The sequence below is a fragment of the Methylococcus capsulatus str. Texas = ATCC 19069 genome (genome assembly GCF_000424685.1).
GTDB classification, from domain to species: domain Bacteria; phylum Pseudomonadota; class Gammaproteobacteria; order Methylococcales; family Methylococcaceae; genus Methylococcus; species Methylococcus capsulatus.
The window spans coordinates 527,144-549,621 of record NZ_KE384224.1; the positions used below are offsets into that span (position 1 = coordinate 527,144).

Here is a 22,478-nt window from a genome sequence, read left to right on the forward strand (position 1 = left end):
TTGCGCGGTTTTTGTTCTCCTCCTGGGCGGCTTTTGGAGGTCGCCTCATTCTCCCTCCCTGGCGGACACAAGAAAGCCCGCCAGAGGCGGGCTTTTTTAGCGTTTTTTGTTATTATTTTTGTTTCAACGCTATCGCCGAGTTTACCTGCGAAGCGCATCGGTAGTCGCGTTATTGTTGTAATTATCAATTGCCCCGAGGGGCTCTCCTCCTCATTGACGACTCTCTCTGAGGCCCCATCCCTGACGGCTGGGCAAAGTATAGCGGAAAAGTTCCCGGTGTCCAGAGTTTTTTACAAACTTGAAACAACCTCTTTACCTTTCAACTTTACTTTTATAATTCAATAGGTTAAGTCTTGTACCGGCATCGGAGGAAGACGAGCCGGCAAATCGGGTGACTCGAGGATTTTTCCCGCCGGATCAGCGGTACACTACCTGAACCCGGGAACTGCCTATCCATTTCCGCAGACACCCGAGCAACTCGTCCCGTGGATGGACCCGCCAGCCATCACCCAGACGGAGCACGGTCTGCGCTCTCCGTCCCCGGTAGGCGACATGGACCGGACACCCCCCTCCCGCGAACCGGTCGAGCAGTTTCTTGAATTCCGCCAGAAATGACGGGGGAACGCCGTCGGCCACGGCACCGGGCCATTCGATCCGGAGACAGCGGGCGAAGTGCGCCCTCGCATCCTCGATGCTCAATATTCTTTCGGCGGTGATGCGGGTTTGGCCGGCATATTCGTCGTATCCCAACGTTCCCTCGACCACGATGAGGCCATCCTTGGCAAGATGGTGGCCGTCACGCTGGAAGGTCTCCGTATAGACCGCGATCTCCATGCGCCCGGTACGGTCGTCCAGCGACAGGAAGCCCATTTTCTGGCCGCTGCGAGTGAGCCGAGTGCGGATGTCGACGATGAGGCCCGCCACCACCACCCGCGTGTCTCCCCTGCCACCTTCACCCTCTCCCATGAGAGGACCGAGCCGGCTCGTGACGATCTGCTCGAGTTCGCGCTCGTGCGGTGTGATCGGATGGCCGGTGAGATACAAGCCCAGCGTGGCTTTTTCCTGGGCCAGCCGTTCCGCTTCGGCCCAGGGTTCGACCTCCGTCGCCACCAGACCTGCGCTGGAGGCCGCGGGGCTCTCAGCGGTAAAGCCGCCGAACAGGTCGTCCTGACCGGCGGCGCTCATGGCACCCTGCTGCTCCGCCGCCTTCACCACGTCCGGCAGGGCGGCGAACAAGGCGGCCCGGTTCCGGTCGAAACAATCGAACACGCCCGCCCGGATCATCGCCTCCAGCACCCGCCGGTTGGCCTTGCGGAGGTCGATGCGCCGGCACAGGTCGAGCAGGTCGGTGAACGGTCCATTGTTCTTCCGCTCCTGCAGAATGTCGTCGATCGCGGTCTGGCCCACGCCCTTGACCGCCCCCAAGCCGTAGAGGATTTCCCGCCGGCCCCGGACGGTAAACCGGTATTCCGAGAGATTGATGTCGGGCGGCAGGATGGACAGCTTCATCTCACGGCACTCGTCGATCAGCACGACGACCTTGTCGGTATTGTCCATGTCGGCCGACAGCACCGCCGCCATGAACTCGGCCGGATAGTGAGCCTTGAGCCAGGCGGTCTGGTACGACACCAGGGCATAGGCGGCGGAGTGCGACTTGTTGAACCCATAGCCGGCGAACTTCTCCATCAAATCGAAGATGTGGGAGGAGATGCTCGGATCTATGCCTTGTCTGGTGGCACCGGCAATGAAGATTTCCCTTTGCTTCGCCATCTCCTCCGGCTTCTTCTTGCCCATGGCGCGCCGCAGCAGGTCGGCTCCGCCCAGGGTATAGCCGGCCATGTCACGGGCGATCTGCATCACCTGTTCCTGGTACAGGATGACGCCATTGGTCGGTTTGAGGATGGGCTCCAGCACCGGATGGGGATATTCCGCCTTGGTCCGGCCGTGCTTGACGTTGATGTAATCATCCACCATCCCGGACTGCAGCGGGCCGGGGCGGAACAATGCGACCAGGGCGATGATGTCCTCGAAGCAGTCCGGCTTGAGGCGCTTGATCAGGTCCTTCATGCCGCGCGATTCGAGCTGGAACACCGCGGTGGTCGCGCACCTCCCGAGCAGCTCATAGGTCTTGGGATCGTCCAGGGGAATCCGGTTGATGTCGACCGGCTCCTCCCCCGCCGCCCGGCGTTTGGCGTTGATGTCGGCCAACGCCCAGTCGATGATCGTCAGAGTCCTGAGTCCCAGAAAGTCGAACTTGACCAGGCCGACCGCTTCCACGTCGTCTTTGTCGAACTGGGTCACCAGGTTGCCACCGCCGGGCTCGCAGTACAACGGACTGAAATCGATCAGCCGCGAAGGCGCGATCACCACCCCCCCGGCATGTTTGCCCGGATTGCGGGTGATGCCTTCGAGCGACTGGGCCAGATCGAGAAGCGCCCTGACCTCCTCGTCTTCCTCGTACGACTTGCGCAGCTCTTCGCTGTCCTCCAGCGCCTTGCTCAAGGTGATACCGAGCTCGAACGGAATCAGCTTGGCGATACGGTCGACAAAACCGTAAGGGTGGCCCAGCACCCGGCCGACATCGCGCACCACGGCCTTGGCGGCCATGCTGCCGTAGGTGATGATCTGGGACACCTTGTCGCGGCCGTATTTGCGGGCGACGTAGTCGATCACCTCGTCGCGCCGTTCCATGCAGAAGTCGACGTCGAAGTCGGGCATGGAGACGCGTTCGGGATTGAGGAAGCGCTCGAACAGCAGATCGAATTCGATCGGATCGAGGTCAGTGATCTTGAGCGCATAGGCCACCAGAGAACCGGCACCGGAGCCGCGTCCCGGCCCCACCGGGATACCCTGGCTCTTGGCCCACTGAATGAAGTCGGCGACGATGAGGAAGTAGCCTGGAAAGCCCATCTCCCGGATCACCGACAACTCCAATTCGAGCCGACACCAGTAACGCTGGGTCCGCTCTTCCAGGGTCCCGGCTCCGGAAGGCGGTCGTACGGCCAGACGTTCCTTCAGCCCTTGGCGCGACTGCTCCGAGAAGAAATCGTCGGGCGTCATGCCCGCCGGTACCGGAAAATCCGGCAGGAAATTCTTGCCCAGCGTCAGGCCGAGGTTGCAGCGGCGGGCGATCTCGACGCTGTTCTCCAGCGCCTCCGGCAAATCGGCGAACAGCGACAGCATCTCCTCCTCGCTGCGTAGATACTGCTGCTCGCTGTAGTCCCGCGGCCGGCGCGGGTCGTCCAGCACCCGCCCCTGGTGGATGCAGACCCGCGCTTCGTGGGCCTCGAACTCCTTCGCGGACAGGAAGCGGACGTCATTGGTGGCGACCACCGGCAGATCCAGACGGGCGGCCAATTCCACCGCCGCATCGATGTAACGCTCCTCGTTGGCGCGCCCCGTCCGGCACACTTCGAGATAGAAACGATCCCGGAACATCCCTCCCCAGTACTCGGCCAACCGCGTCGCTTCCGCACCGCTGCCGGCGAGCAGGGCATGGCCGATGGCACCATCGCGGCCGCCCGAGAGGGCGATCAGGCCGGCGTTACAGTCCGCCAGCCATTCCGGCATCAGCATGGGAACACCCTGGTGCTGGTTTTCCTGGTAGCTACGCGAAATCAGTTCGGTCAGCGCGAGATAACCCTCCTGGTTCTGGACCAGCAGGGTGAGCCGGTGAGGGGAACTTACGTCCTGCGGGTTCTGCAGCCAGACGTCGGCCCCCGCGATCGGCTTGATACCGGCACCCATGGCCGCTTTGTAAAACTTGACCAATGCAAACAAGTTGCACTGGTCAGTGACCGCGACCGCCGGCATGCCAAATTCGGACAGCCGCTTGACCAGCGGCTTGATCCGGACTATCCCGTCGACCAGGGAATATTCGGTGTGAATCCGGAGATGGACGAACTTAGGCTCCATGAGCGCCCGCTAATGCCAATTCATAGTCAAAGGCCGCGCACAGCGAGGCCGTTTCCGCTCTTGATCTCTTCCCCGTCAGGCTGCGCCATCGGAGCTTTCGCCGAGACCAGCCCGAAGGGAAGCCGCTGGGATGCCACCCATCGATCGAGAAGCAGGAGCCCCTCGATGGACCTTCGCCGAAAGCGACAACTTTGCCGGGAGCAAAGTTGAGCAGCCGAAGACTGGCCCATGAGACGAAAACCGGGGACAGTTTTCGTAATTGCGCAAGGGATCTCGCGGCCTCCGGACGGTTTTTCTTTGGTTACGCTGTTTCGTGACTTTCCTGCCGCCAACCCTACGGGCGCACTACGTATGGCCCCGTTCGCTCCCTGCAAAACCGATCAATCCAGGCACAGCGCCCGCCTGAAGACAGCTCTCACCGACCGGCCAGATCGGCCAAACAAAGCTCCAGCGCCTGGTCCCAAACGGGGGGCACGATGCCGAAGCGCGCCTCGAGCTTGCCCAAATCCAGCACCGAATGAGCCGGCCGCTCGGCCGGAGTGGGATATTCCGAAGTCGGGATGGCCTCGACCCGGGCCGCAGTGTCGGGGAGCAATCCGGCGGCCACGGCCTGCTCCCGGATGGCGCAGGCGAAGCCGTACCAGCTGGTCTGGCCGCTGCAGGTGAGATGGTAGACACCGCTCGCCCCCGCCAGATCGGCCGTGCCGGAACGCAGTGAGCTCGCCACCAGAATCGCCGTCGCCTCGGCGATCATCCGAACCCAGGTGGGAGCTCCGAACTGATCGTCGATGACCCGCACCACCTCGCGCTCGGCCATGAGCCGCAACATGGTCCTCAGGAAGTTCTGGCCGCGCACCCCATAGACCCAGGCGGTGCGGAGAACGAGGTGAGCGGCGCCGGATGCAGCGATGGCCTGCTCCCCGGCCAGTTTGCTGCGGCCGTACACGTTCCGCGGACCAACCGGGTCGTCCTCCCGGTACGGCACAGCGCCGTCACCGGGAAAAACGTAGTCGGTCGAATAATGGATCAGGCCTATGCCCAGACGCGTCGCTTCCGCTGCCAGCACAGCCGGCGCCTCGGCGTTCACCTTCCAGGCCAAATCCGGCTCCTGCTCGGCCCGATCGACCGCGGTATAGGCTGCCGCGTTGACGATCAGATCGGGCCGGACGGCGCGCACCGATGCGGCAACGGCACCGGGCTCGGCCAGATCGATCGCCGGTTCCGACTGGCGATCGAGCGCGACGACCTCGCCGAAACAGGCCAGCGTGCGCCGCAGTTCCCAGGCCAGTTGCCCGCTCCTGCCGACGACGAGGATCTTCATGGATAGACCGGCAGCCGGTGTTGCGGCAAATCCCGGAGCCGTGGGGCATCCCTGTCTTTGGCCGAGAGTTCGGGCGCGGAATCCAGCGGCCAGGCGATCCCGATGTCCGGATCGTCCCAGCGCAGCGAGAATTCAGAGGAAGGCTCGTAATACTCGGTGCACTTGTAGGCAAACAGGGCGGCCTCACTCAGCACGCAGAAACCGTGGGCGAAACCTTCCGGCACGTACATCTGCAGATGGTTCTCCGCCGACAACACGGTACCGAACCAACGGCCGAAGTGCGGCGACCCGTACCGGATGTCCACCGCTACGTCGAACACCTCGCCCTGCAGCACCTGCACCAGCTTGCCCTGGGGACGGGGATTCTGGAAATGCAGGCCGCGCAGGATGCCCTTACGCGAATAGGACAGATTGTCCTGCACGAAGTCGCCGGGCAACCCGGCGTCCTGGTAGCGCTGCCGGCTCCAGGTCTCTTTGAAATACCCACGGGCATCGCCGAACACCTTGGGCGAGATCAGCAGTACACCGGGCAAATCCGTCTGTTCGACGTTCATACCGGCATCCCTCCTTCGATCAGCCGGCGCAGATAGGCGCCGTAGCCGCTCTTGCCCAGACCGTCGGCCAACCGTGCAACTTCTTCCGCGTCGATCCAGCCCTTGTTCAACGCGATTTCCTCTGGACAGCAGATTTTGAGGCCCTGCCGCTCTTCGATGGTCTGGATGAAATTGGACGCCTGCAAAAGCGAGTCGTGGGTACCGGTATCCAGCCAGGCCACCCCGCGCCCCATCTTTTGGATGTGCAACTGACCCTGATCCAGATAAAGCCTGTTGATGTCGGTGATTTCCAGTTCCCCCCGCGCCGAGGGTTTGAGCGTGACCGCCATGTCCACGACCTGTTCGTCGTAGAAGTAAAGTCCGGTGATGGCATAGTTCGACCTGGGGCGGACGGGCTTTTCCTCGACTCCGATCACTCGGCCGGCCTCGTCGAATTCGGCGACACCGTAGCGTTCCGGATCACGCACCCAGTACCCGAACACCGTAGCCCCATTTTCGCGCGCCGTGGCGCCGGCCAAAAATGCCTGGAAATCGTGACCGTAAAAAATGTTGTCGCCGAGGATCAGGCAACTGCGTCGGCCTTCCACGAAATGACGGCCGATGACAAAGGCCTGGGCGAGACCTTCCGGCTTCGGCTGGGCGGCGTAACTGATGCTGATGCCCCACTGCCCGCCGTCGCCGAGCAAGGCCTGGAACAGCGCGGCGTCGTGCGGCGTCGTTATGACCAGGATGTCCCGGATGCCGGCCAGCATCAGCACCGACAAGGGATAGTAGATCATCGGCTTGTCATAGACCGGCAGCAGTTGCTTGCTGACCACGTGTGTCAAAGGATACAGCCGGGTACCGGAACCGCCGGCCAGGATGATGCCTCGGATTCCGCTCATGCCTGCGCCTCGATGCCGCCGACGCCGAGGCGCTCGCCGCCGTAGTTGCCGGACTTGACGTGCTCCACCCAGTCGCGGTTGGCGAGATACCAGCGCACCGTCTTGCGCAGGCCGGTTTCGAAAGTTTCCTCCGGTTGCCAGCCCAGCTCCCGGCCGATCTTGCCCGCATCGATGGCGTAGCGCAGATCGTGGCCCGGCCGATCCTGTACGAACCGGATCAGCTGGCGGTGCGGCCGGTGGGGCGAATCGGGTAGAAATTCATCGAGCAGAGCGCAGATCGTCTCGACCACCTCGATGTTGGTCTTTTCGTTGTTGCCGCCGACGTTGTAAACCTCGCCCGGCCTGCCTCCGGCCAAAACGGTTTCGATGGCGCGGCAGTGGTCCTCCACGTAGAGCCAGTCACGGACGTTGGTACCCGCGCCGTACACCGGCAGCGGCAGGCCCTGTAGCGCATGGTCGATCATCAACGGAATCAATTTCTCCGGAAACTGGTACGGCCCGTAATTGTTAGAGCAGTTGGTGGTCAGCACCGGCAGACCGTAAGTATGGAAATACGCCCTCACCAGGTGGTCGGAACCGGCTTTGGACGCCGAATACGGCGAATTGGGCCGGTACGGTGTCTCTTCGGTGAATTTGCCGGTCGCACCCAGCGTTCCGTACACCTCGTCGGTCGAGACGTGCAGAAACCGGAACGCCTTACGACGCTCACCGTCCAACTGGCGCCAGTACCAACGGGTGGCTTCCAGCAGCTCGAAAGTGCCAATGACGTTGGTATGAACGAAAGCGTCGGGGCCATCGATCGAACGGTCGACATGGGTCTCCGCGGCGAAATTGACGATCGCATCGGGCTGGTAGCGTTCCAGCAGGTATTCGACCAGTTCGCGGTCGCCGATCGAGCCCAGTACGAAGTCGTGGTTCGGATTGTCCTCGACTTCAGCCAGGGTCCGCAGATTACCGGAATAGGTCAGGGCATCCAGGTTGACGATCTCGACGCCGCCCCGCCGCAGCTGTCTGAGTACGAAATTGCCGCCGATGAATCCGGCTCCGCCGGTGACGAGTAGAGTTTTCACTGGGTTCAAGCGCCGCCTTTACGCTGCATCATGCCTTTGGAAGGGTTGTAGCCGACGATCGCCGCGGCGAGAAACAGCGCCGTGGCCCCGGCCGTGTAGCCGCATGCCACCCCGTTGAACCGTCCATACAACGCGAAGCGGATCAGTTCCACCGCCTGTGAGAAAGGGTTCCATTGGGCCAGCCAATACAGCAGCTCGCTGGACTCCTGGATCTTCCAGAGCGGGTACAGCGCCGTGGACATGAAAAACATGGGGAATATTACGAAATTCATCACGCCGGCGAAATTCTCCAACTGGCGGATGAACGATGATAATAGCAGGCCGAGCGCCCCCAGCATCACACCGGAGAGCAAGAGCGCCGGCAGCACCGCCAAATACCCCTGGACCGGTGCCTCGATACCGTAAGCCCAGGCGACACCCAGGAATACATACGCCTGCAGGATCGACACGGCGACGCCCGCGACCAGCTTGGCGGTCAGCAGAAACCAGCGCGGCAGGGGACTGACCAGCAAGGTCCGCATGCTGCCCATTTCACGGTCGTACACCATTGACAGCGAACTTTGCATGCCGTTGAACAACTGGATCATCCCCAGGAGTCCCGGTGTGATGTAGACCTCATAGAGGATGTATGTCTCATACGGCGGACTGATCGCCAAACCCAAGGTCGAGCGGAATCCCGCGGCGAACACGAACAGCCAGACCAGGGGCCGCACCAGGGCGGAGATGAAGCGCTCCCGCTGATGAACGAAACGGTACAGCTCGCGCGCGACGATGCCGCGCAACGCTCGCAGATAGTGCAGCGGCCTCATCCCTCGCCCTCCGCCGTCAGACGGTGGAACGCCGCGCTCACGGTTGCCGCACCCTGACTGGCCAGCACCTCGCGCACGGGGCCCCATGCCCGGACCCGCCCCTTGTGCAGTACGATCAGGCTGTCGTCCGCGCCGATCTCGTCGATCAGATGGGTCGCCCATAGCACTGCCAGACCTTGGGAGCGACACAGCGCATGAATGTGGTCGACCAATGCTCTACGGCTGGGTACGTCCAGCCCCACGCTGGGCTCGTCCAGCAGCAGCAGGGCCGGCCGGTGCAGGAGAGCGCGGGCGATCTCCACCCGCCGACGGTGGCCGCCATTGAGCTGGCGGACCTTCTCGTCGCGCCGGCCGTACATGCCCTGCCGCTCCAGCTCTTCCCGGATACGAAGCTCTGCCTCCCTGCGGCTCAGACCGTGCAAGGCCGCGTGGTAGCGCAGGTTCTGGGCGACGCTCAGATCCAGGTCCAAGGTCGGCTGCTGGAACACGACACCAAGCCGGGACAGCGCGGCACAGGAGTCCTGGCGCAAAGAACGGCCGGCGATGCGGATCTGCCCGGCGGGGGCTTCGTAAAGCCGGGTGACCAGCGAGAACAGTGTACTCTTGCCCGCCCCGTTCGGGCCCAGCAGGATCGCACACTCGCCCGGCTGGACCTGGAAGGCCACGTCGTCCAGCGCCTTGCACGGCCCGTAGGCGAACGACAGACGTTCGACCTCGAGCACTGGAACCGTGACGCTCATGGCCGAACGGCGACCCCCCAGGGGTGGGAGCCCACCGCCACCGATTTGGTCACCTTGTGTGATGCCAGGTCGATGATGGAAACATCGTTGCTCAGACCGTTGGTGGTATACAGCCGCCCGAAGTCCGGCGAAAACTCCAGATTCCACACCCGCTGGCCGACCAGCAGGTAATCCTTCACTTCCAGCTTCTGCGCGTCGACCACCGCGACGCGGTTGGCCGGCCCCAGCGCCACATAGGCGTAGCGCCGGGCGGGATCGATGCGGATGCCGACCGGCTGGACCTTCTCCGGGGTCACTCCGGCGATCTTGAAAGAAATCGTCTTGAGAGGCTGGCGGGTTTCCGTATCGATCACCGTGACGGTGCCGGCGATCTCGGAACTGACCCACAGCTGCCGGCTGTCGGCGGTGAAAGTCGCGGCGCGTGGGCGCGGGTCGACGAGGGTGTTGTCCACGACTTCCAGCTTGGCCCGGTCGATCCAGTGCGCCATGTTGGTGGTCTCGCTGGTACTCACCACCCAGCGCCCGTCCGGGCTGACCGCGATGCCTTCCGGCTCGATGCCCACGGGGATCTCTTTGACCGCTTTGCGGGCGGCGATGTCGATCACCGTCACCCGGCCGTCGTCCTCGTTGGAGACGTACAGGAACCGGTCGTCCGGATCCATGGCGAAGGTCTCCGGATCCTTGCCGGCAGGCAGCGTCCCGGTGACGTTCAGCGTCCCGGCATCGATCACCTGGATGGCGTCACTGTCGCTGGCGGCAACATAGAGATTTTTGCCATCCTTCGCCAGCGCGATACCACGCGGGCGCTTGCCGATTCTGGCCGTCCTGGTCCGAATGCCGGTGGCGCCGTCGATGACGGCGATGGCGTCGTCCTTCTCCAAGGTGACGTAGACGGTGTCCGCGGCCGCGACGCCGCAGAGCAGGACGAGGGCGGCGCCGATCAGGCGGCGGTCATGGCTTGGCACGGCACGAAGTCTCCGGTTCATCGTATCCCAGACTGTCCAGTTCATTCTTCGGATGGGCGAAGCCCTCCACCGGAGCCACGGCGACCAGGGAGCGCTCCTGTACCAGCAGTACCGGCTGCCGCAACTGGCCGTCCCAGCGGCGGAACGACAGCGGTACGCCCTTGAATCCAGCCAATGCGAAGCCGTCACTCAGCAGATAGGACCGGATCGCCTCGAACTCCAGCGACCGGGTCCGGGTCGCGGCCTCGCCGATCGCCCGCACCGCCAGCCATGCGCCGTAATCGGCCTCGGTCATCCACCGCCCCGCCTGCTGCCGGAAACGGTTCTGCAATTGAATCGCCCCCCAGGCCTCCAGGGTGTGATGCCAGGCGCTGGGTACCAACCCCTGGGTACCGGCGACCGGCCGCGGCAGCCAGGTCCGGTATGACAGAATGTCTCCGAACGAACCGGCCTCGTCGGCCACGAGGACGAGGTCGTAATCGCTGCCCTGAGTGAACACCGGCACTTCCGATTCCGGTGTCTTCCGGTCGTCAAAGCTGTGCGTCCAGGTCTTCTCGGCGACGATCTTCATGCCGAAGCGCTTGGCCGAGCGCTTCAGCGCGTCGGCGAACAAACGGTCCTCCGGCGCCGGCCCCACGGCAAGGAACCAGCGCGTCCACTTCTTCTTCGCCAGGTACTGGGACAAGGCGTCCGCCCGCATGGCCCGGCTCGGCAGCAGATGCAGCACGTTGGACGCGCAGTCCCCGCCCCGCAGGGCATCGTCGCGGCTGGAAACGTCCAGCAGCAGGACGTCATGCGCCTGTGGCAAGGCGGCCAGTCGCCGCAGCACCTCCGGTTTCAGATCGACCAGGATGAAACGGCGGCCGTCCGCGACCAGCCGCTTAAACGCCGCCTCCGCATCGTCCCCCGGGGCGAGCCGGGTTTCGGCAAGGGCGAATTCCTGGCGGGTGAAGCGCCCGGTGGTATTGTCATCCACCAGCCCGAGCCGCGCCCCCTGAACGCCGCGGTCGGCCACCACGGGTTCGAAATACGGCCGGACCGCAGCCGCTTCCGCCAGCTGGCCCAGATAGGCCAGCGTCAACCGTTCCACCGCCTGCGGTGCCGCCACCGGCGCCGGGGTCTGTCGCCGAACGGGCGCAGGACCTCCGAGCGCAGCGGCCTGAAAAAGTGCCAGTGCGACGATGCCGGAGCTGAGCAGGATCCGACCCGCGCAGGCACTGAGTCGGTTGAAGCGGATCAAAAGTTTCAATGCCAAGGCCGGTGTCAAAGCCGAGCAGCTCCCCAAACCGGGGTAAGGGCGGAATTTTATGGGATTTGTAAGGAACGCACCATGAGGCGGCGAGATGATGGATAATCGCTGGACACTCGCAGATCGTGCCGGCCCGATGACCCGCCCGTCCGGTCACAGGCCGCGCCCTCCCGTCGCCTTTACTCACGCTGCATGAATAAGCCCGCGTTTGCCGCTTTATTGCTGTCACTGTCGGCTCCGGCCGCTTCCGCCGTCGATCTGCTCGGCGTATTCGATCTCGCCCTGCAATACGATCCCCGTCTGCATGCGGCGCAGGCCCAGCGCGACGCGGCGCTCGAGAACAAACCGCAGGCCGTGGCCCGGCTGCTGCCGACGGTGTCCGCCACCACCGGACTGACCCGACAGATGGTCCAGACCGGTGACTCGCCCATCCTCGTGTTCAACGCCAAAAAGAACGTCGGTTTCTGGCTGGCGACCGGCATCGTGCAGCTGGTGCAGCCTATCTACCAGCACGACCTGTGGGTGCGGCTGGCCCAGGCCGACAATGCGGTGGCCGAAGCCGAGGCCCTCTACGCGGCGGAACTGCAGAACGTGATGCTACGGGTGACCCAGACCTATTTCGAGGTCCTGTACAAGGAAGCATCGCTGGACTTCGCCAGGGCCGAACTGGAGTCGATCAATCGGGAGCTGGAGCAGGCCAATGCCCGCTTCGAGGTCGGCCTGTCGGCGGTGACCGACGTGAACGAGGCGCAGGCGGCGGCGGACAGGGCGCGGGCGGGCGTCATCATCGCCGAAAACGAGCTGAACAACGCCCGGGAGTATCTGCGCCAGATCGTGGGTGACGATCCGGGCGACCTGGAACCCCTGAAGCTCGAAGTGCCGTTGGAAGATCCAATGCCGGACGACATCGAGCGCTGGAACGACACCGCCCAGCAGAGTGCGCTGACCATCATCGCCGCGACCAACCGGGCAGACCGGGCCAAACAGGAAATCGAGGTGCAGTTCGCCGGGCACTATCCTTCGATCAACCTGATCGCCGATGCCCAGTTCTATGACAATGACCGACCACCCCGCCCCAACCGCTACCAGCAGCAGGACGTGGGCATGCAGATCAACGTGCCGCTGTTCGCGGGCGGCGGGGTCAATTCCCGGGTCCGGCAGGCGCGCTTCGGCTTCGAAGCCGCCATCCAGCAGCTGGACCAGGAGCGCCGCGCGGTACGCACCAGGGTGAAGAACGCCTATCGGGCCATCCGCTCCGCCATCGGCCAGGCCAAGGCCTTCAAAACCGCGATCAAATCGTCGGAAAGCGCACTGGAGGCCGCCATCGCCGGCATGGAGGTCGGCACCCGCACCATGACGGACGTGCTGTTCGTACAGCGCCAGTATTACCAGAACAAACGCGACTTCGCCCTGGCCCTGCGCGACTACATCGTCAACAGCGTCGCGCTGAAGGAAGCCGCCAGCGTGATGCAGCGCGAGGACCTGGACCGGATCAACGGCTGGCTACAGGCCCCGCCCGCAGCGCCGGCGAAGGACGGGACCGGAGCCGCGCCCATGCAACCGGGACCCGGGCGGGTCCGCAAGGCCGGCCGAGGCACCCCGGCGTCAAGCGCTCCGAATCTTCACCGCTGAACAGGCCTTCCGTAATGAGTCGCGGCCGGACACGCGCCGCTCTAATCCCCGGCGGCGAAACCGGCCGGCAGCGGCTGCACCCGATGCACGCCTGGCCACAATACCGCCAGGGAACGACCCGTGACCTCCGCCGGACCACTGCTCCAGAACAGTTCCACACCCGGCGCCATCCGCCGTGTCAGCAGCCCATCGGCTTCGAGACGACGCCTGAGATGGCGCGCCACCGCAGAACCGGTTTCGACGATATGCACATCGGGCCCGGCGACGTCGGCGATGAGGCCGGCCAGGAAGGGATAGTGGGTGCAGCCCAACACCAGGGTATCGGCCCCGCGTTCCAATGCCGGCTCGGTGTAACGGCGGACGAGGTCGCGCGTCGCCGGACTTCCCAGGTCTCCAAGCTCCACCTGCTCGACCCAGCCGGGACACGCCTGGGCGATCACTTCCACCTTTTCGGTGGTACGCCCCACCAGGTCGCGGAACTTGGCGCTCTTCAAAGTACCCTCGGTCGCCAGCACGCCGACGACGAGCGATTTCGACAACGCGACCGCAGGCTTGAGACCGGGCTCCATGCCGATGACGGGGACGCGGAATTCCGCACGCATTACCGTGATCGCCGCCGCCGTGGCGGTGTTGCAGGCCACGACGATGGCTTTCGCGCCGCGGCTCAACAGAAAACGTCCGACCGTCAGCGCCCGCTGCTCGATGTATTCCGCAGGCTTGTTGCCGTAGGGCAAATGGCCCGAATCGGCGACATACAGCAAGTTTTCATGCGGAAGGACGGCACGTATTTCCCGCAGGACGGAGAGTCCGCCCACGCCCGAGTCGAAGACACCGATGGGATGCTCGTTGCCGGTCAAGCCTGGGACACGCTTCACAGTCAGGCCGATGGCAGGCGCGTCTCGTCGTTCCAGTCGCGCCACAGTGAAATGAGGATGGCCATCACGGTCGGTCCAATGAACAGGCCGACGAACCCCATGGCCTCGACGCCGCCGAAGATGCCCAGCAGGGTGGGCAGGAAGGGAATGTTGGCGGCACCGCCGATCAGCGTCGGACGCACGTAGTTGTCCGCGATGAGGGTGATGATGAAGCCATACACCACTAGCACGATGCCGGCCACGGCGTGGCCTTGCACGATCAGGTAGATCGAGGCGGCGCCGAACACCAGCTTGGCGGCGAAAGGCACCAACGCGACGACCGCCGTCAGCGTGCCGAGCAGGACCGGCTGGCTCAGACCGACCGCCCAGTAGCCGAGGCCCAGCACGACCCCCTTGCCAATCCCGACCAACAGCATGCCGTTGACCGTACCACGCACCGCGGTGACGGCGTGCCGTGCATAGCGGGCGCCGGCGGAACCGAACAGCCTCACGGACCGGTCGAGGATCTGCCGCCCCAGCCCGTGTCCGTCGCGGAATATGAAAAACAGCGCGAGCAGCGTGACGAAGCCGGACATGAAGCGGTGCAACACCTGCGCCGCCAGATCGCGGGTATAGCTGAACACCGTACCCATCCCCAGCGCGTTGAGCGCATTCTTGATCGTTTCCGGGTTGCCGAAAGTCTCGCTCCAGGTTTCCTTTATCCAACCTCCGACCCAGGGTAACTGAATCAGCCAGTCCGGCGCACCGATGCCGGAACTCTGCACCTTGATCAGCAGCCGGTGGAGCATCTGCACCTCATGGCCGAGCACCAAGACACCGAAGGTCGCAGGTACCATCAGCAAGACCATCATCAGCAGGGTCATGGCCAGCGGCAGCCAGCCCCCGCGCATCCAGCAAGGCGCCCTCTGGTATACATGCTCGTACCACGGCCAGACGGTAAAAGCCAGCACCACCGCCCAGGCGATGGGCATGATGAAACCGTGAAGCACCCAAAAGCCCGCCGCCAGGAGCAGCAGCACCGCCAGACTGGCCGGTTTGATGATCGTCAGGAAATGGGAAGCACTCATCGTGGTCAGATTTATTATGTATTGTCATCGACCGTCCATGATCGTCCGCAGGCCGTGCACCAGGCGGCCTATTCATTCCTCCGCGGTCGTGGGTCCGAGCGCGCCGTGGGCGAGCCGGCGGCAACATCCGCCATCGAGGCCGAAGACGGTTCCGGGGATCACCGCCGCGCCGAATTCGCGGTTCGGCCGTCCGGCCAGAGCCGAGGCATCGCCGCCCCCTTCGACACGGACGAGGACGTGGAAAGCGCCTCGGGCATCCCGCACATGGCAGCATTCCCCCGGTCCGGACGCGCGTCGGGCACGATAAGCAGCACCCGGGCAGTCGCCGCCGGCTTTTCCCGGCAGTGGGCCGAGTCGGTTTCCAAGACCCCGACCGCCGCGTGTCGGCAAACCAGCGGCGCGCGGATCAGGTTGGTGTCCCGAACCTCGAGCACGGCCATTTCTCTGGTTGAAACAGCAGGAACTCGGCAGGATGATCTCGTCGCCCGCATCGGCGATGGCAAACGGCGCGTTCAAAAATCCCGTGTCGGCGCCCGCCGTCACCAGTACCGACCGGCCGACGAGGGAAATGCCGTTCGCCCGTTCGAGCTTTCCGGCATCAGCCCCCCAAACCCGGAAGCCCTTCCACCGGATCATAGCGACGCTGTTGCGGCCTCTCGCCGAATGCCTGCATCCGCTCCAGCACCCGCTGCGGCGGCACCTGCCAGGCCACGTCCTGCCCCGCCGAAACGAGCCCGGGTGCGCACGGATCTTCGCGGCGATGACCGGAACGATCGGCGCCTGCACCGCAGGTCCCCGCCCGCTTACGGGTTTTCGTCATGGAACGACCGTCGAACCGAAAAAACCTTCCCATTTTAGCGCCCCGCGGCATATTTACGCTCACGCCGTGAGCCACTGACGTCTCCCCACGCCTTGGCGGCACGCCACTCCGCCGGCGATACGACGTGACAAAGCCAAGCGAAATGGTCAGAATTATCCGATGATTATCGACACTTTGATCACCGCGCGCTGGATCATCCCGGTCGAGCCCGACGGGGTGACGCTCGAACACCATGCCCTGGCCATCGACCGCGGCCGCATCACCGACCTCCTCCCCACCACCGAAGCGCTGGTCAGATACCAGCCGCGGCGGATCGAACGGCTGGAGCACCACGCCCTGATCCCCGGCCTGGTCAACGCCCACACCCATGCCGCCATGACGCTGCTGCGCGGCGTCGCCGACGACCTGCCGCTGATGCAGTGGCTGCAGGAACACATCTGGCCGCTGGAGCAGAAATGGATCGGCGAAGCATTCGTCCGCGACGGCGTGCAGCTGGCCATGGCGGAAATGATCCGGGGCGGCGTCACCTGCTTCAACGACATGTACTTCTTTCCCGAAGTGGTGGCGCGCGAAGCGGTGCGGGCCGGCATGCGGGCGGCGGTGGGCATGATCGTGGTGGACTTCCCCACCGCCTGGGCCACCGACGCGGATGACTATCTCCGCAAAGGCCTGGCCCTCCGCGACGACTACCGCCACGAACCGCTGATCGCCACGGTATTCGCACCGCACGCACCCTACACCGTGAGCGACGAGCCGCTGGTCCGCATCCGCACCTGGTCGGAAGAGCTGGACTGCCCCGTGCACATCCATCTCCACGAGACCGCCGACGAAATCCACCGGAGCGGACGGCAGTACGGCATGCGTCCGCTCAAACGCCTGGACCAGCTCGGCCTGGTCGGACCGCACCTGATCGGCGTTCACATGACACAACTGGAAGACGGCGAGATCGCACGCCTGGCCGAAACCGGCGCCAGCGTGGTGCACTGCCCCGAATCCAACCTGAAACTGGCCAGCGGCTTCTGCCCCGCCGTCAAGCTGCTGGCGGCGGGCGTCAACGTCGCGCTCGGCACCGATGGCGCGGCCAGCAACAACGACCTGGACCTGCTCGGTGAAACCCGCACCGCGGCCCTGCTGGCCAAGGCGGTAGCCAACGACGCCGCCGCCCTCCCCGCCCACCAGGCGCTGCGGATGGCGACCCTGAACGGCGCGGCGGCCTTGGGACTGGGAGCGGAAACCGGCTCGCTTGTAGTCGGCAAATCCGCCGACGTGGTCGCCATCGGGCTGGAGCACATCGAATCGCTGCCGATCTACAACCCGGTGTCCGACCTGGTCTATGCGGCTGGCCGCCAGCAGGTCACCGACGTCTGGGTGGCAGGGCGTCAACTGCTGAAAAAGCGCGAGCTGCTGACACTGGATGCCACGGAAATCCGCGAAAAGACCCTGATCTGGCGCGACAAACTGATCCATCATTCCTGACCGGTCGAGACCCATGGCAACCGACAACGTCCACATCGGCGAAATCGAGAAATTCGGCTCCCACGCCCACCGCTGGTGGGACCCGGACGGCGAACTGAAGACCCTGCACGCCGTCAATCCCCTGCGGATGCAGTTCATCCAGGCGCACACTCCACTGGCCGGCCGCAAGGCGGTCGACGTGGGATGCGGCGGCGGAATCCTCACCGAAGCCCTCGCCAAGGCTGGCGCCGACGCCTTGGGCATCGACCTCAGCGAAGACCTTCTGGGTACCGCAGAAGAACACTGCCGGGAATCCGGCCTGACCGTGGCCTACCGGCAGATCAGCGCCGAAGCGCTGGCGGACTCGCAGCCCGGTGAATTCGACGTGGTGACCTGCATGGAAATGCTGGAGCACGTGCCGGACCCGGCGTCGGTCGTCGCCGCCTGCACGCGGTTGGCCAAACCCGGCGGCACCGTGTTCTTTTCGACCCTGAACCGCAGCCTCAAGGCCTATCTCCTGGCCATCGTCGGCGCGGAGTACCTGCTGCGCATGATCCCCCGCGGTACCCATGACTTCGCCAGCTTCATCCGTCCCTCCGAGCTCAGCCGCTGGGCGCGCGACGGTGGCCTCGACCTCGCCGGCATGGAAGGCATCGGCTACAACCCCCTCACCGGCCAGTTCCACTTGACGTCCGACATCGGCGTCAATTACCTGGCCGCGTTCCGCAAACCCGCCGCTGCCGGATGAGCCCTGCAAACCCTGCACTCCACGGCCGCACCGTCTTGATCACCGGCGCCGGGGGCGATCTCGGCGCCGTCGCCGCCGAGGCCTGTGCCGGTGCCGGCGCCACGGTGATCCTCCTGGGCCGTACCCTCGGACGGCTGGAAGCCACTTACGACCGCATCGTCCGGCAGGGCGGCTCCGAACCACTCCTGGCGCCGCTGGACCTGGCCACCGCCACGCTCGAAGAATTGTCGGCCATCGCCGGCTCGATCGAATCCCGGCTCGGCGCATTGCATGGGCTGATCCATTGCGCCGCGCACATGGATTACCTGGGCCCTTTGCGGGATGTCGGCGACGCCCAGTGGCGCGATACGCTCGACGTCAACCTGACCGGCGCGTTCCGCCTGACACGGACTCTGTTGCCCCTGCTGACGCGCTCGGAAGCCGCCGCCGCGGTCTTCGTCAGTGACAGCGAAGCCGAGCGGCGGCGCAGCTACTGGGGACCCTATGCCGTCGCCAAGGCCGGACTGGAAGCCTTCGCCCGGATTCTCGCGGATGAATACGAAAGCGCCGGCACGCTCAGGGTCAACCTGCTCACGCCCGGCGCGATCCGCACCCGCCTGCGGCGCAAGGCATTTCCCACGGAAACCGCGCCGGAACCCGGGGCGCTCGCCGCCCGTTTCGTCGACCTGATGCGCAGCGACAGCCCCTACGCCAACGGCGAACGGATTGCCGCCGCGGTCACCCCATCCGTCATCGAGGAGGAAATTCAGCATGTACGGACGTGAAGACATCGTCCTGCGGCGGGATGTCAATGCTGTCCAGATTCCCGACGGCACCCCTTGTGTGCTGCCGCAAGGCCAGGTCGTCAGCCTGTTCCAATCCCTGGGCGGCAACTTCACGGTCACCACCGAGCGCGGCTACATGGCCCGGATCGCCGGCGCCGATGCCGACGCGCTGGGCAAGGAACCGCCCGTCATGCCCGGCATCAGCCCTGACGCGGATGCCGAGTCGGTGGAAAAGAACGTATGGGAAGTCCTGCGTACCGTGTACGACCCGGAGATTCCGGTCAACATCGTCGATCTGGGGCTGGTCTATGCCTGCCGCGTCATCCCGGACGGCGCGGACGGCTTCAAGGTCGAAATCGTCATGACCCTCACCGCGCCCGGCTGCGGCATGGGGCCCGTGTTGCAAAGCGACGTGGAATACCTGGTGAAGAACCTCCCCGCCGTGACCGCCGTCGAAGTCAGCGTCGTGTTCGACCCGCCCTGGGGCCGCGACATGATGTCCGAAGCCGCGAAGCTGCAGCTTGGGATGCTGTGAGCGTTCAGCGCACTCCGGACGGGCTTGCCTTTCCTCCCCCCGTAAGGACTGCGCCCTGGCAGGAAAAGCGCTGGAACAAGTGACAGCCGTTCTCCGGGCAGAATCCAAGGGAACGTCCGCCACGGCGACCCCCTTATGCTGACGGCGGGTGAAACCGTCCCATCGATGCCACGAACGGGGGCGCAAATCTCGTACCGATTCACCGGTCCGAAAGCGACGAAACCGTCTCGTACGCCCACAGCAGCCCCAACACCACGAGCGCCACCCAGATGCCCACGATCACGAAGCCGGCGGCCCGGCTCACCGGGCGGCCGGTCGCCGCCATCTCCGCCGCCTTGGCCCGGCATTCCGCCAGCACCAGCGGCGGTATGAGCCTGAGGGCCAGCAGGATGCCCAAAGGGATCAGCACCAGGTCGTCCAGATAGCCGAGGACGGGGACGAAGTCCGGGATCAGGTCGATCGGGCTGAAGGCATAGGCTACGATACCCGCGACCAGCAGCTTCGCGTACCACGGAGTCGCCGGATGGCGCGCGGCCAGAAAGAGCGCAAGGGTTTCCGCCTTGAGACGGCGGGCTCGGGATTTGAGGCTGGCCAACATGGATGAGAACCGCGCTAAGAGGCTTTCCGCAGCCCGGGTAATGCCTCGAGCAAAGTCCGGGTGTAGGGGTGCTGTGGCCGCAGCAACACCTGTTCGGTCGGCCCGGTTTCGACGATCCGGCCGCTGCACATGACGGCAACCCGGTGGGCGATATCGGCAACGACGCCGAGGTCGTGAGTGATGAACAGAAAACCGAGCTTCTCCCTCTTCTGCAGTTCCTTGAGCAAGCCCAGGATCTGCACCTGGACCGAAACGTCCAGCGCGCTGGTCGGCTCATCGCAAACGATGAGGCGCGGCTCGACCGCCAGCGCTCTGGCAATGCAGATGCGCTGGCGCTGGCCGCCGGAAAATTCGTGGGGATAGCGCAGCCGGCTTTCCGGGCTCAAACCGACCGATTCCAGCAGGAACTCCATCCGCTTGCGGCGCTGAACGGCACTCATTTCTGGCATCACTGCCTTCATTCCTTCTTCGATGATGTCGCCCACGATCATGCGCGGATTCATCGCGGCATGCGGATCCTGGAACACGATCTGCATGGCCCGACACAGCGCCCGGCGCTGCCCGCCGCGGGCGGCGGTGACGTCGGCGCCGTCGAATGTCACCCGGCCGCCGGAGGACTCGACCAGGTTGAGGATGCCCTTGCCCAGCGTGGTCTTGCCGCAACCGGATTCGCCCACCAGGGCCAGAGTTTCCCCCGCCCACAGGCTGAAGGACACGCCGTCCACCGCCCGCACATGATCGACCACACGCCGGAACAGTCCCTTCCGGACCGGGTAGTGCACCTTGAAATCGCTGACCTCCAGCAAGGGACGTCCCGCTTGCGCCACCGGCTCGCGCCCGATGCAATCGCTCAGCCTGGGCAGGGCATCGAGCAACTGGCGGCTGTAAGGATGACTGGGCTGTCTGAAGAATTCGTCCCGGCGGGCCTCTTCGACGATCAGGCCGTTGCGCATCACTGCGATGCGGTCTGCCAGGTCGTGGACGATGCCGAGATCGTGGGTGATCAGCCACAGCGCCATGCCGGTCTCCCGCTGCAGGCGCTTGAGCAGCCCGAGGATCTGCGCCTGTACCGTGACGTCCAGCGCCGTGGTCGGTTCGTCGGCGATCAGAAGGTCCGGCTCGCCCGCCAGGGCGATGGCGATCATCACGCGCTGGCGCATGCCGCCGGAAAGCTGGTGCGGATATTCGGTGAAATGCCGTTCGGGCCGGGGCAGACCGACCAGCCCCAGCAATTCGATCACCCGTGCCTCGAGCGCACCACCGTTGAGCCGTTTGTGCAGTCGCAACACTTCGCCGACCTGCTGGCCTATGCTCATGACCGGATTGAGCGAGCTCTGCGGGTCCTGGAAGACGGCCCCGATGCGCCGGCCCCGGATCGAGCTCATCGACACCTCGGGCAGGGCGAACAGATTACGACCCCTGAGGATCACCTTGCCGTCGATGATCCTGCCGTTCTGCGGCAGCAGGCGCAGCACGGAGAGCGCCGTTACCGACTTGCCGGAACCGGATTCGCCGACCAGGGCAAAGGTTTCACCCCGATCGATGGTGAAGGACACACCGCCGACGGCCTTGGTCATCTGCCCGCCCTGGACGAAGCCCGCCTTGAGATTCTCGACCTGTAGCAAGGGACCGCTCATCGCGCATCTTCCAGAAAGTCGGCGATGGCGGCCAGATCGGCGTATTCGATCACCGCGTCGGCGACGGCCCGCAGGGCCGGCTTTGGGCGGTAACCGACACCCAATCCCGCGACACCGAGGAGTTTGGCGTCGTTGGCGCCATCGCCCAGGCCAATGGAGTTTTGCGGAACGAGCCCCAGCTGCCCGCACAGAGCGAGCAGAAAGCCGGCCTTCTCCGCCCCGCCGCAGATCGGCCCTTCGATGCGCCCGGTCAAGAAGCCGCCGCGCGATTCCAGCCGGTTGGCGAGGGCGAAGTCCAGCCCGAGCCTGTCCTTCAGCCGATCGACGAAGAAATCGAAGCCGCCCGATACCAGGCCGATGCGGACTCCATGCCGGCGGCAGGCGGCGACCAGCGACTCCGCTCCGGGGTTGAGCACGACCTTTTCGGCGTAGACCGCTTGGAGCACCGAGACGGGCAGCCCCCTCAGCAGGGCAACCCGGCGCTGCAGTGCCTGGACGAAATCCAGTTTGCCGTTCATCGCCGCCTCGGTGATCGCCATCACAGCCTGGCGCTGGCCGGCGCGGTCGGCGAGCTCGTCGATGCACTCGATGGCGATCAGGGTGGAATCCATGTCGGTGACCAGCAAGCCCACGGCAGCGCCGACGAAGCCTGGCGGCAGCGGATTGATGTCCAGGCGCAGCGAGCGCCGCAGCACCTCGACGGTTTCGCGTTCGGCCGGCCGCTCATGCCGGAGCAGCCAGTGGCCACCCCGCGGCTCGAGACGGCCGGGAATCGCTGCCTGGATGCTTGCCGCGTCGGCATCGGCAAGGCGCGCAGTATGGATCAGGGTTCGGTACACC

At 64.8% G+C, this 22,478-nt stretch carries 21 protein-coding genes; 5 read left to right on the forward strand and 16 right to left on the reverse strand.

Going from position 1 to position 22,478, the window contains the following annotated elements:
- Positions 1-417: 417 nt before the first annotated feature.
- The 9 genes from dnaE to H156_RS0113905 form a co-directional block, all read right to left on the reverse strand.
- The gene (gene dnaE / locus H156_RS0113865; RefSeq protein ID WP_017365861.1) at positions 418-3,915 is read right to left on the reverse strand and encodes a DNA polymerase III subunit alpha; all 3,498 of its coding nucleotides are present in this window, start codon (positions 3,913-3,915) and stop codon (positions 418-420) included.
- A gap of 415 nt (positions 3,916-4,330) precedes the next feature.
- Positions 4,331-5,236, reverse strand: coding sequence for a dTDP-4-dehydrorhamnose reductase (gene rfbD / locus H156_RS0113870; RefSeq protein WP_017365860.1), 906 nt, complete (start codon positions 5,234-5,236; stop codon positions 4,331-4,333).
- Entirely contained in the window at positions 5,233-5,790 is a 558-nt protein-coding gene (gene rfbC / locus H156_RS0113875) for a dTDP-4-dehydrorhamnose 3,5-epimerase (protein WP_017365859.1), read from the reverse strand. The genes rfbD and rfbC overlap by 4 nt, the downstream gene beginning before the upstream one ends.
- The gene (gene rfbA / locus H156_RS0113880) at positions 5,787-6,674 is read right to left on the reverse strand and encodes a glucose-1-phosphate thymidylyltransferase RfbA (RefSeq protein ID WP_017365858.1); all 888 of its coding nucleotides are present in this window, start codon (positions 6,672-6,674) and stop codon (positions 5,787-5,789) included. The genes rfbC and rfbA overlap by 4 nt, the downstream gene beginning before the upstream one ends.
- The gene (gene rfbB / locus H156_RS0113885; RefSeq protein ID WP_017365857.1) at positions 6,671-7,744 is read right to left on the reverse strand and encodes a dTDP-glucose 4,6-dehydratase; all 1,074 of its coding nucleotides are present in this window, start codon (positions 7,742-7,744) and stop codon (positions 6,671-6,673) included. The genes rfbA and rfbB overlap by 4 nt, the downstream gene beginning before the upstream one ends.
- 5 nt (positions 7,745-7,749) lie before the next feature.
- Positions 7,750-8,553: an ABC transporter permease gene (locus tag H156_RS0113890; protein WP_017365856.1), complete on the reverse strand. Its 804-nt coding sequence runs from the start codon at positions 8,551-8,553 to the stop codon at positions 7,750-7,752.
- Positions 8,550-9,293: an ABC transporter ATP-binding protein gene (locus H156_RS0113895; RefSeq protein WP_017365855.1), complete on the reverse strand. Its 744-nt coding sequence runs from the start codon at positions 9,291-9,293 to the stop codon at positions 8,550-8,552. The genes H156_RS0113890 and H156_RS0113895 overlap by 4 nt, the downstream gene beginning before the upstream one ends.
- The gene (locus H156_RS0113900; protein WP_017365854.1) at positions 9,290-10,279 is read right to left on the reverse strand and encodes a YVTN family beta-propeller repeat protein; all 990 of its coding nucleotides are present in this window, start codon (positions 10,277-10,279) and stop codon (positions 9,290-9,292) included. Before H156_RS0113900 ends, H156_RS0113895 begins: the two co-directional genes overlap by 4 nt.
- The gene (locus tag H156_RS0113905) at positions 10,245-11,507 is read right to left on the reverse strand and encodes an ABC transporter substrate-binding protein (RefSeq protein ID WP_017365853.1); all 1,263 of its coding nucleotides are present in this window, start codon (positions 11,505-11,507) and stop codon (positions 10,245-10,247) included. The genes H156_RS0113900 and H156_RS0113905 overlap by 35 nt, the downstream gene beginning before the upstream one ends.
- 192 nt (positions 11,508-11,699) lie before the next feature.
- Between H156_RS0113905 and H156_RS0113910 the strand changes: the two genes are divergently transcribed.
- Positions 11,700-13,139 carry a TolC family outer membrane protein gene (locus H156_RS0113910; RefSeq protein ID WP_026046008.1) on the forward strand — a complete coding sequence of 480 codons (1,440 nt, stop codon included), beginning with the start codon at positions 11,700-11,702 and terminating at the stop codon, positions 13,137-13,139.
- Positions 13,140-13,180: 41 nt separating this feature from the next.
- Here H156_RS0113910 and murI read toward each other — a convergent pair whose 3' ends face one another.
- From murI to H156_RS17100, 4 genes are all read right to left on the reverse strand, one after another.
- Complete coding sequence (gene murI / locus H156_RS0113915; protein ID WP_238536886.1) at positions 13,181-14,014, reverse strand: glutamate racemase; 834 nt, start codon at positions 14,012-14,014, stop codon at positions 13,181-13,183.
- Positions 14,015-14,016: 2 nt separating this feature from the next.
- Positions 14,017-15,081 (reverse strand): AI-2E family transporter, encoded by a 1,065-nt coding sequence (locus H156_RS0113920; protein ID WP_017365850.1) that lies wholly within the window; start codon positions 15,079-15,081, stop codon positions 14,017-14,019.
- Positions 15,082-15,153: 72 nt separating this feature from the next.
- Complete coding sequence (locus tag H156_RS17095; protein WP_154656735.1) at positions 15,154-15,345, reverse strand: hypothetical protein; 192 nt, start codon at positions 15,343-15,345, stop codon at positions 15,154-15,156.
- Positions 15,346-15,679: 334 nt separating this feature from the next.
- Entirely contained in the window at positions 15,680-15,901 is a 222-nt protein-coding gene (locus H156_RS17100) for a hypothetical protein (protein WP_154656736.1), read from the reverse strand.
- A gap of 159 nt (positions 15,902-16,060) precedes the next feature.
- Here H156_RS17100 and H156_RS0113930 point away from each other — a divergent pair, with 159 nt between their 5' ends.
- Genes H156_RS0113930 through sufT form a run of 4 tightly spaced genes read left to right on the forward strand, consistent with a single transcriptional unit; the run spans position 16,061 to position 19,403 of the window.
- Positions 16,061-17,377, forward strand: coding sequence for a TRZ/ATZ family hydrolase (locus H156_RS0113930; protein WP_010960556.1), 1,317 nt, complete (start codon positions 16,061-16,063; stop codon positions 17,375-17,377).
- Positions 17,378-17,390: 13 nt separating this feature from the next.
- Entirely contained in the window at positions 17,391-18,104 is a 714-nt protein-coding gene (gene ubiG, locus H156_RS0113935; RefSeq protein ID WP_017365849.1) for a bifunctional 2-polyprenyl-6-hydroxyphenol methylase/3-demethylubiquinol 3-O-methyltransferase UbiG, read from the forward strand.
- Complete coding sequence (locus tag H156_RS0113940) at positions 18,101-18,868, forward strand: SDR family NAD(P)-dependent oxidoreductase (RefSeq protein ID WP_026046006.1); 768 nt, start codon at positions 18,101-18,103, stop codon at positions 18,866-18,868. Before ubiG ends, H156_RS0113940 begins: the two co-directional genes overlap by 4 nt.
- Positions 18,855-19,403 (forward strand): putative Fe-S cluster assembly protein SufT, encoded by a 549-nt coding sequence (gene sufT, locus H156_RS0113945; protein ID WP_017365847.1) that lies wholly within the window; start codon positions 18,855-18,857, stop codon positions 19,401-19,403. Before H156_RS0113940 ends, sufT begins: the two co-directional genes overlap by 14 nt.
- A 199-nt stretch (positions 19,404-19,602) precedes the next feature.
- On the opposite strand, the gene H156_RS0113950 is transcribed toward sufT, so the two are convergent.
- From H156_RS0113950 to serB, 3 genes are read right to left on the reverse strand one after another with little or no spacing between them, the layout of a single operon-like run.
- Complete coding sequence (locus H156_RS0113950) at positions 19,603-20,001, reverse strand: YkvA family protein (protein WP_017365846.1); 399 nt, start codon at positions 19,999-20,001, stop codon at positions 19,603-19,605.
- A 14-nt stretch (positions 20,002-20,015) separates the two neighbouring features.
- The gene (locus H156_RS0113955) at positions 20,016-21,638 is read right to left on the reverse strand and encodes an ABC transporter ATP-binding protein (RefSeq protein ID WP_017365845.1); all 1,623 of its coding nucleotides are present in this window, start codon (positions 21,636-21,638) and stop codon (positions 20,016-20,018) included.
- Positions 21,635-22,477 carry a phosphoserine phosphatase SerB gene (gene serB, locus H156_RS0113960; RefSeq protein WP_017365844.1) on the reverse strand — a complete coding sequence of 281 codons (843 nt, stop codon included), beginning with the start codon at positions 22,475-22,477 and terminating at the stop codon, positions 21,635-21,637. The genes H156_RS0113955 and serB overlap by 4 nt, the downstream gene beginning before the upstream one ends.
- Position 22,478 lies beyond the last annotated feature (1 nt).

Excerpts from the sequence above, each read along its gene's own strand:
- H156_RS0113955 (WP_017365845.1), bottom strand. The coding sequence starts at position 21,638 with ATGAGCGGTCCCTTGCTACAGGTCGAGAATCTCAAGGCGGGCTTCGTC.
- H156_RS17100 (WP_154656736.1), bottom strand. The coding sequence starts at position 15,901 with ATGACGAAAACCCGTAAGCGGGCGGGGACCTGCGGTGCAGGCGCCGAT.
- H156_RS0113890 (WP_017365856.1), bottom strand. The coding sequence starts at position 8,553 with ATGAGGCCGCTGCACTATCTGCGAGCGTTGCGCGGCATCGTCGCGCGC.
- H156_RS0113920 (WP_017365850.1), bottom strand. The coding sequence starts at position 15,081 with ATGAGTGCTTCCCATTTCCTGACGATCATCAAACCGGCCAGTCTGGCG.
- H156_RS0113910 (WP_026046008.1), top strand. The coding sequence starts at position 11,700 with ATGAATAAGCCCGCGTTTGCCGCTTTATTGCTGTCACTGTCGGCTCCG.
- H156_RS0113900 (WP_017365854.1), bottom strand. The coding sequence starts at position 10,279 with ATGAACCGGAGACTTCGTGCCGTGCCAAGCCATGACCGCCGCCTGATC.
- H156_RS0113895 (WP_017365855.1), bottom strand. The coding sequence starts at position 9,293 with ATGAGCGTCACGGTTCCAGTGCTCGAGGTCGAACGTCTGTCGTTCGCC.
- H156_RS0113950 (WP_017365846.1), bottom strand. The coding sequence starts at position 20,001 with ATGTTGGCCAGCCTCAAATCCCGAGCCCGCCGTCTCAAGGCGGAAACC.
- rfbC (WP_017365859.1), bottom strand. The coding sequence starts at position 5,790 with ATGAACGTCGAACAGACGGATTTGCCCGGTGTACTGCTGATCTCGCCC.
- rfbD (WP_017365860.1), bottom strand. The coding sequence starts at position 5,236 with ATGAAGATCCTCGTCGTCGGCAGGAGCGGGCAACTGGCCTGGGAACTG.
- dnaE (WP_017365861.1), bottom strand. The coding sequence starts at position 3,915 with ATGGAGCCTAAGTTCGTCCATCTCCGGATTCACACCGAATATTCCCTG.
- H156_RS0113930 (WP_010960556.1), top strand. The coding sequence starts at position 16,061 with ATGATTATCGACACTTTGATCACCGCGCGCTGGATCATCCCGGTCGAG.
- ubiG (WP_017365849.1), top strand. The coding sequence starts at position 17,391 with ATGGCAACCGACAACGTCCACATCGGCGAAATCGAGAAATTCGGCTCC.
- H156_RS0113940 (WP_026046006.1), top strand. The coding sequence starts at position 18,101 with ATGAGCCCTGCAAACCCTGCACTCCACGGCCGCACCGTCTTGATCACC.
- rfbA (WP_017365858.1), bottom strand. The coding sequence starts at position 6,674 with ATGAGCGGAATCCGAGGCATCATCCTGGCCGGCGGTTCCGGTACCCGG.
- sufT (WP_017365847.1), top strand. The coding sequence starts at position 18,855 with ATGTACGGACGTGAAGACATCGTCCTGCGGCGGGATGTCAATGCTGTC.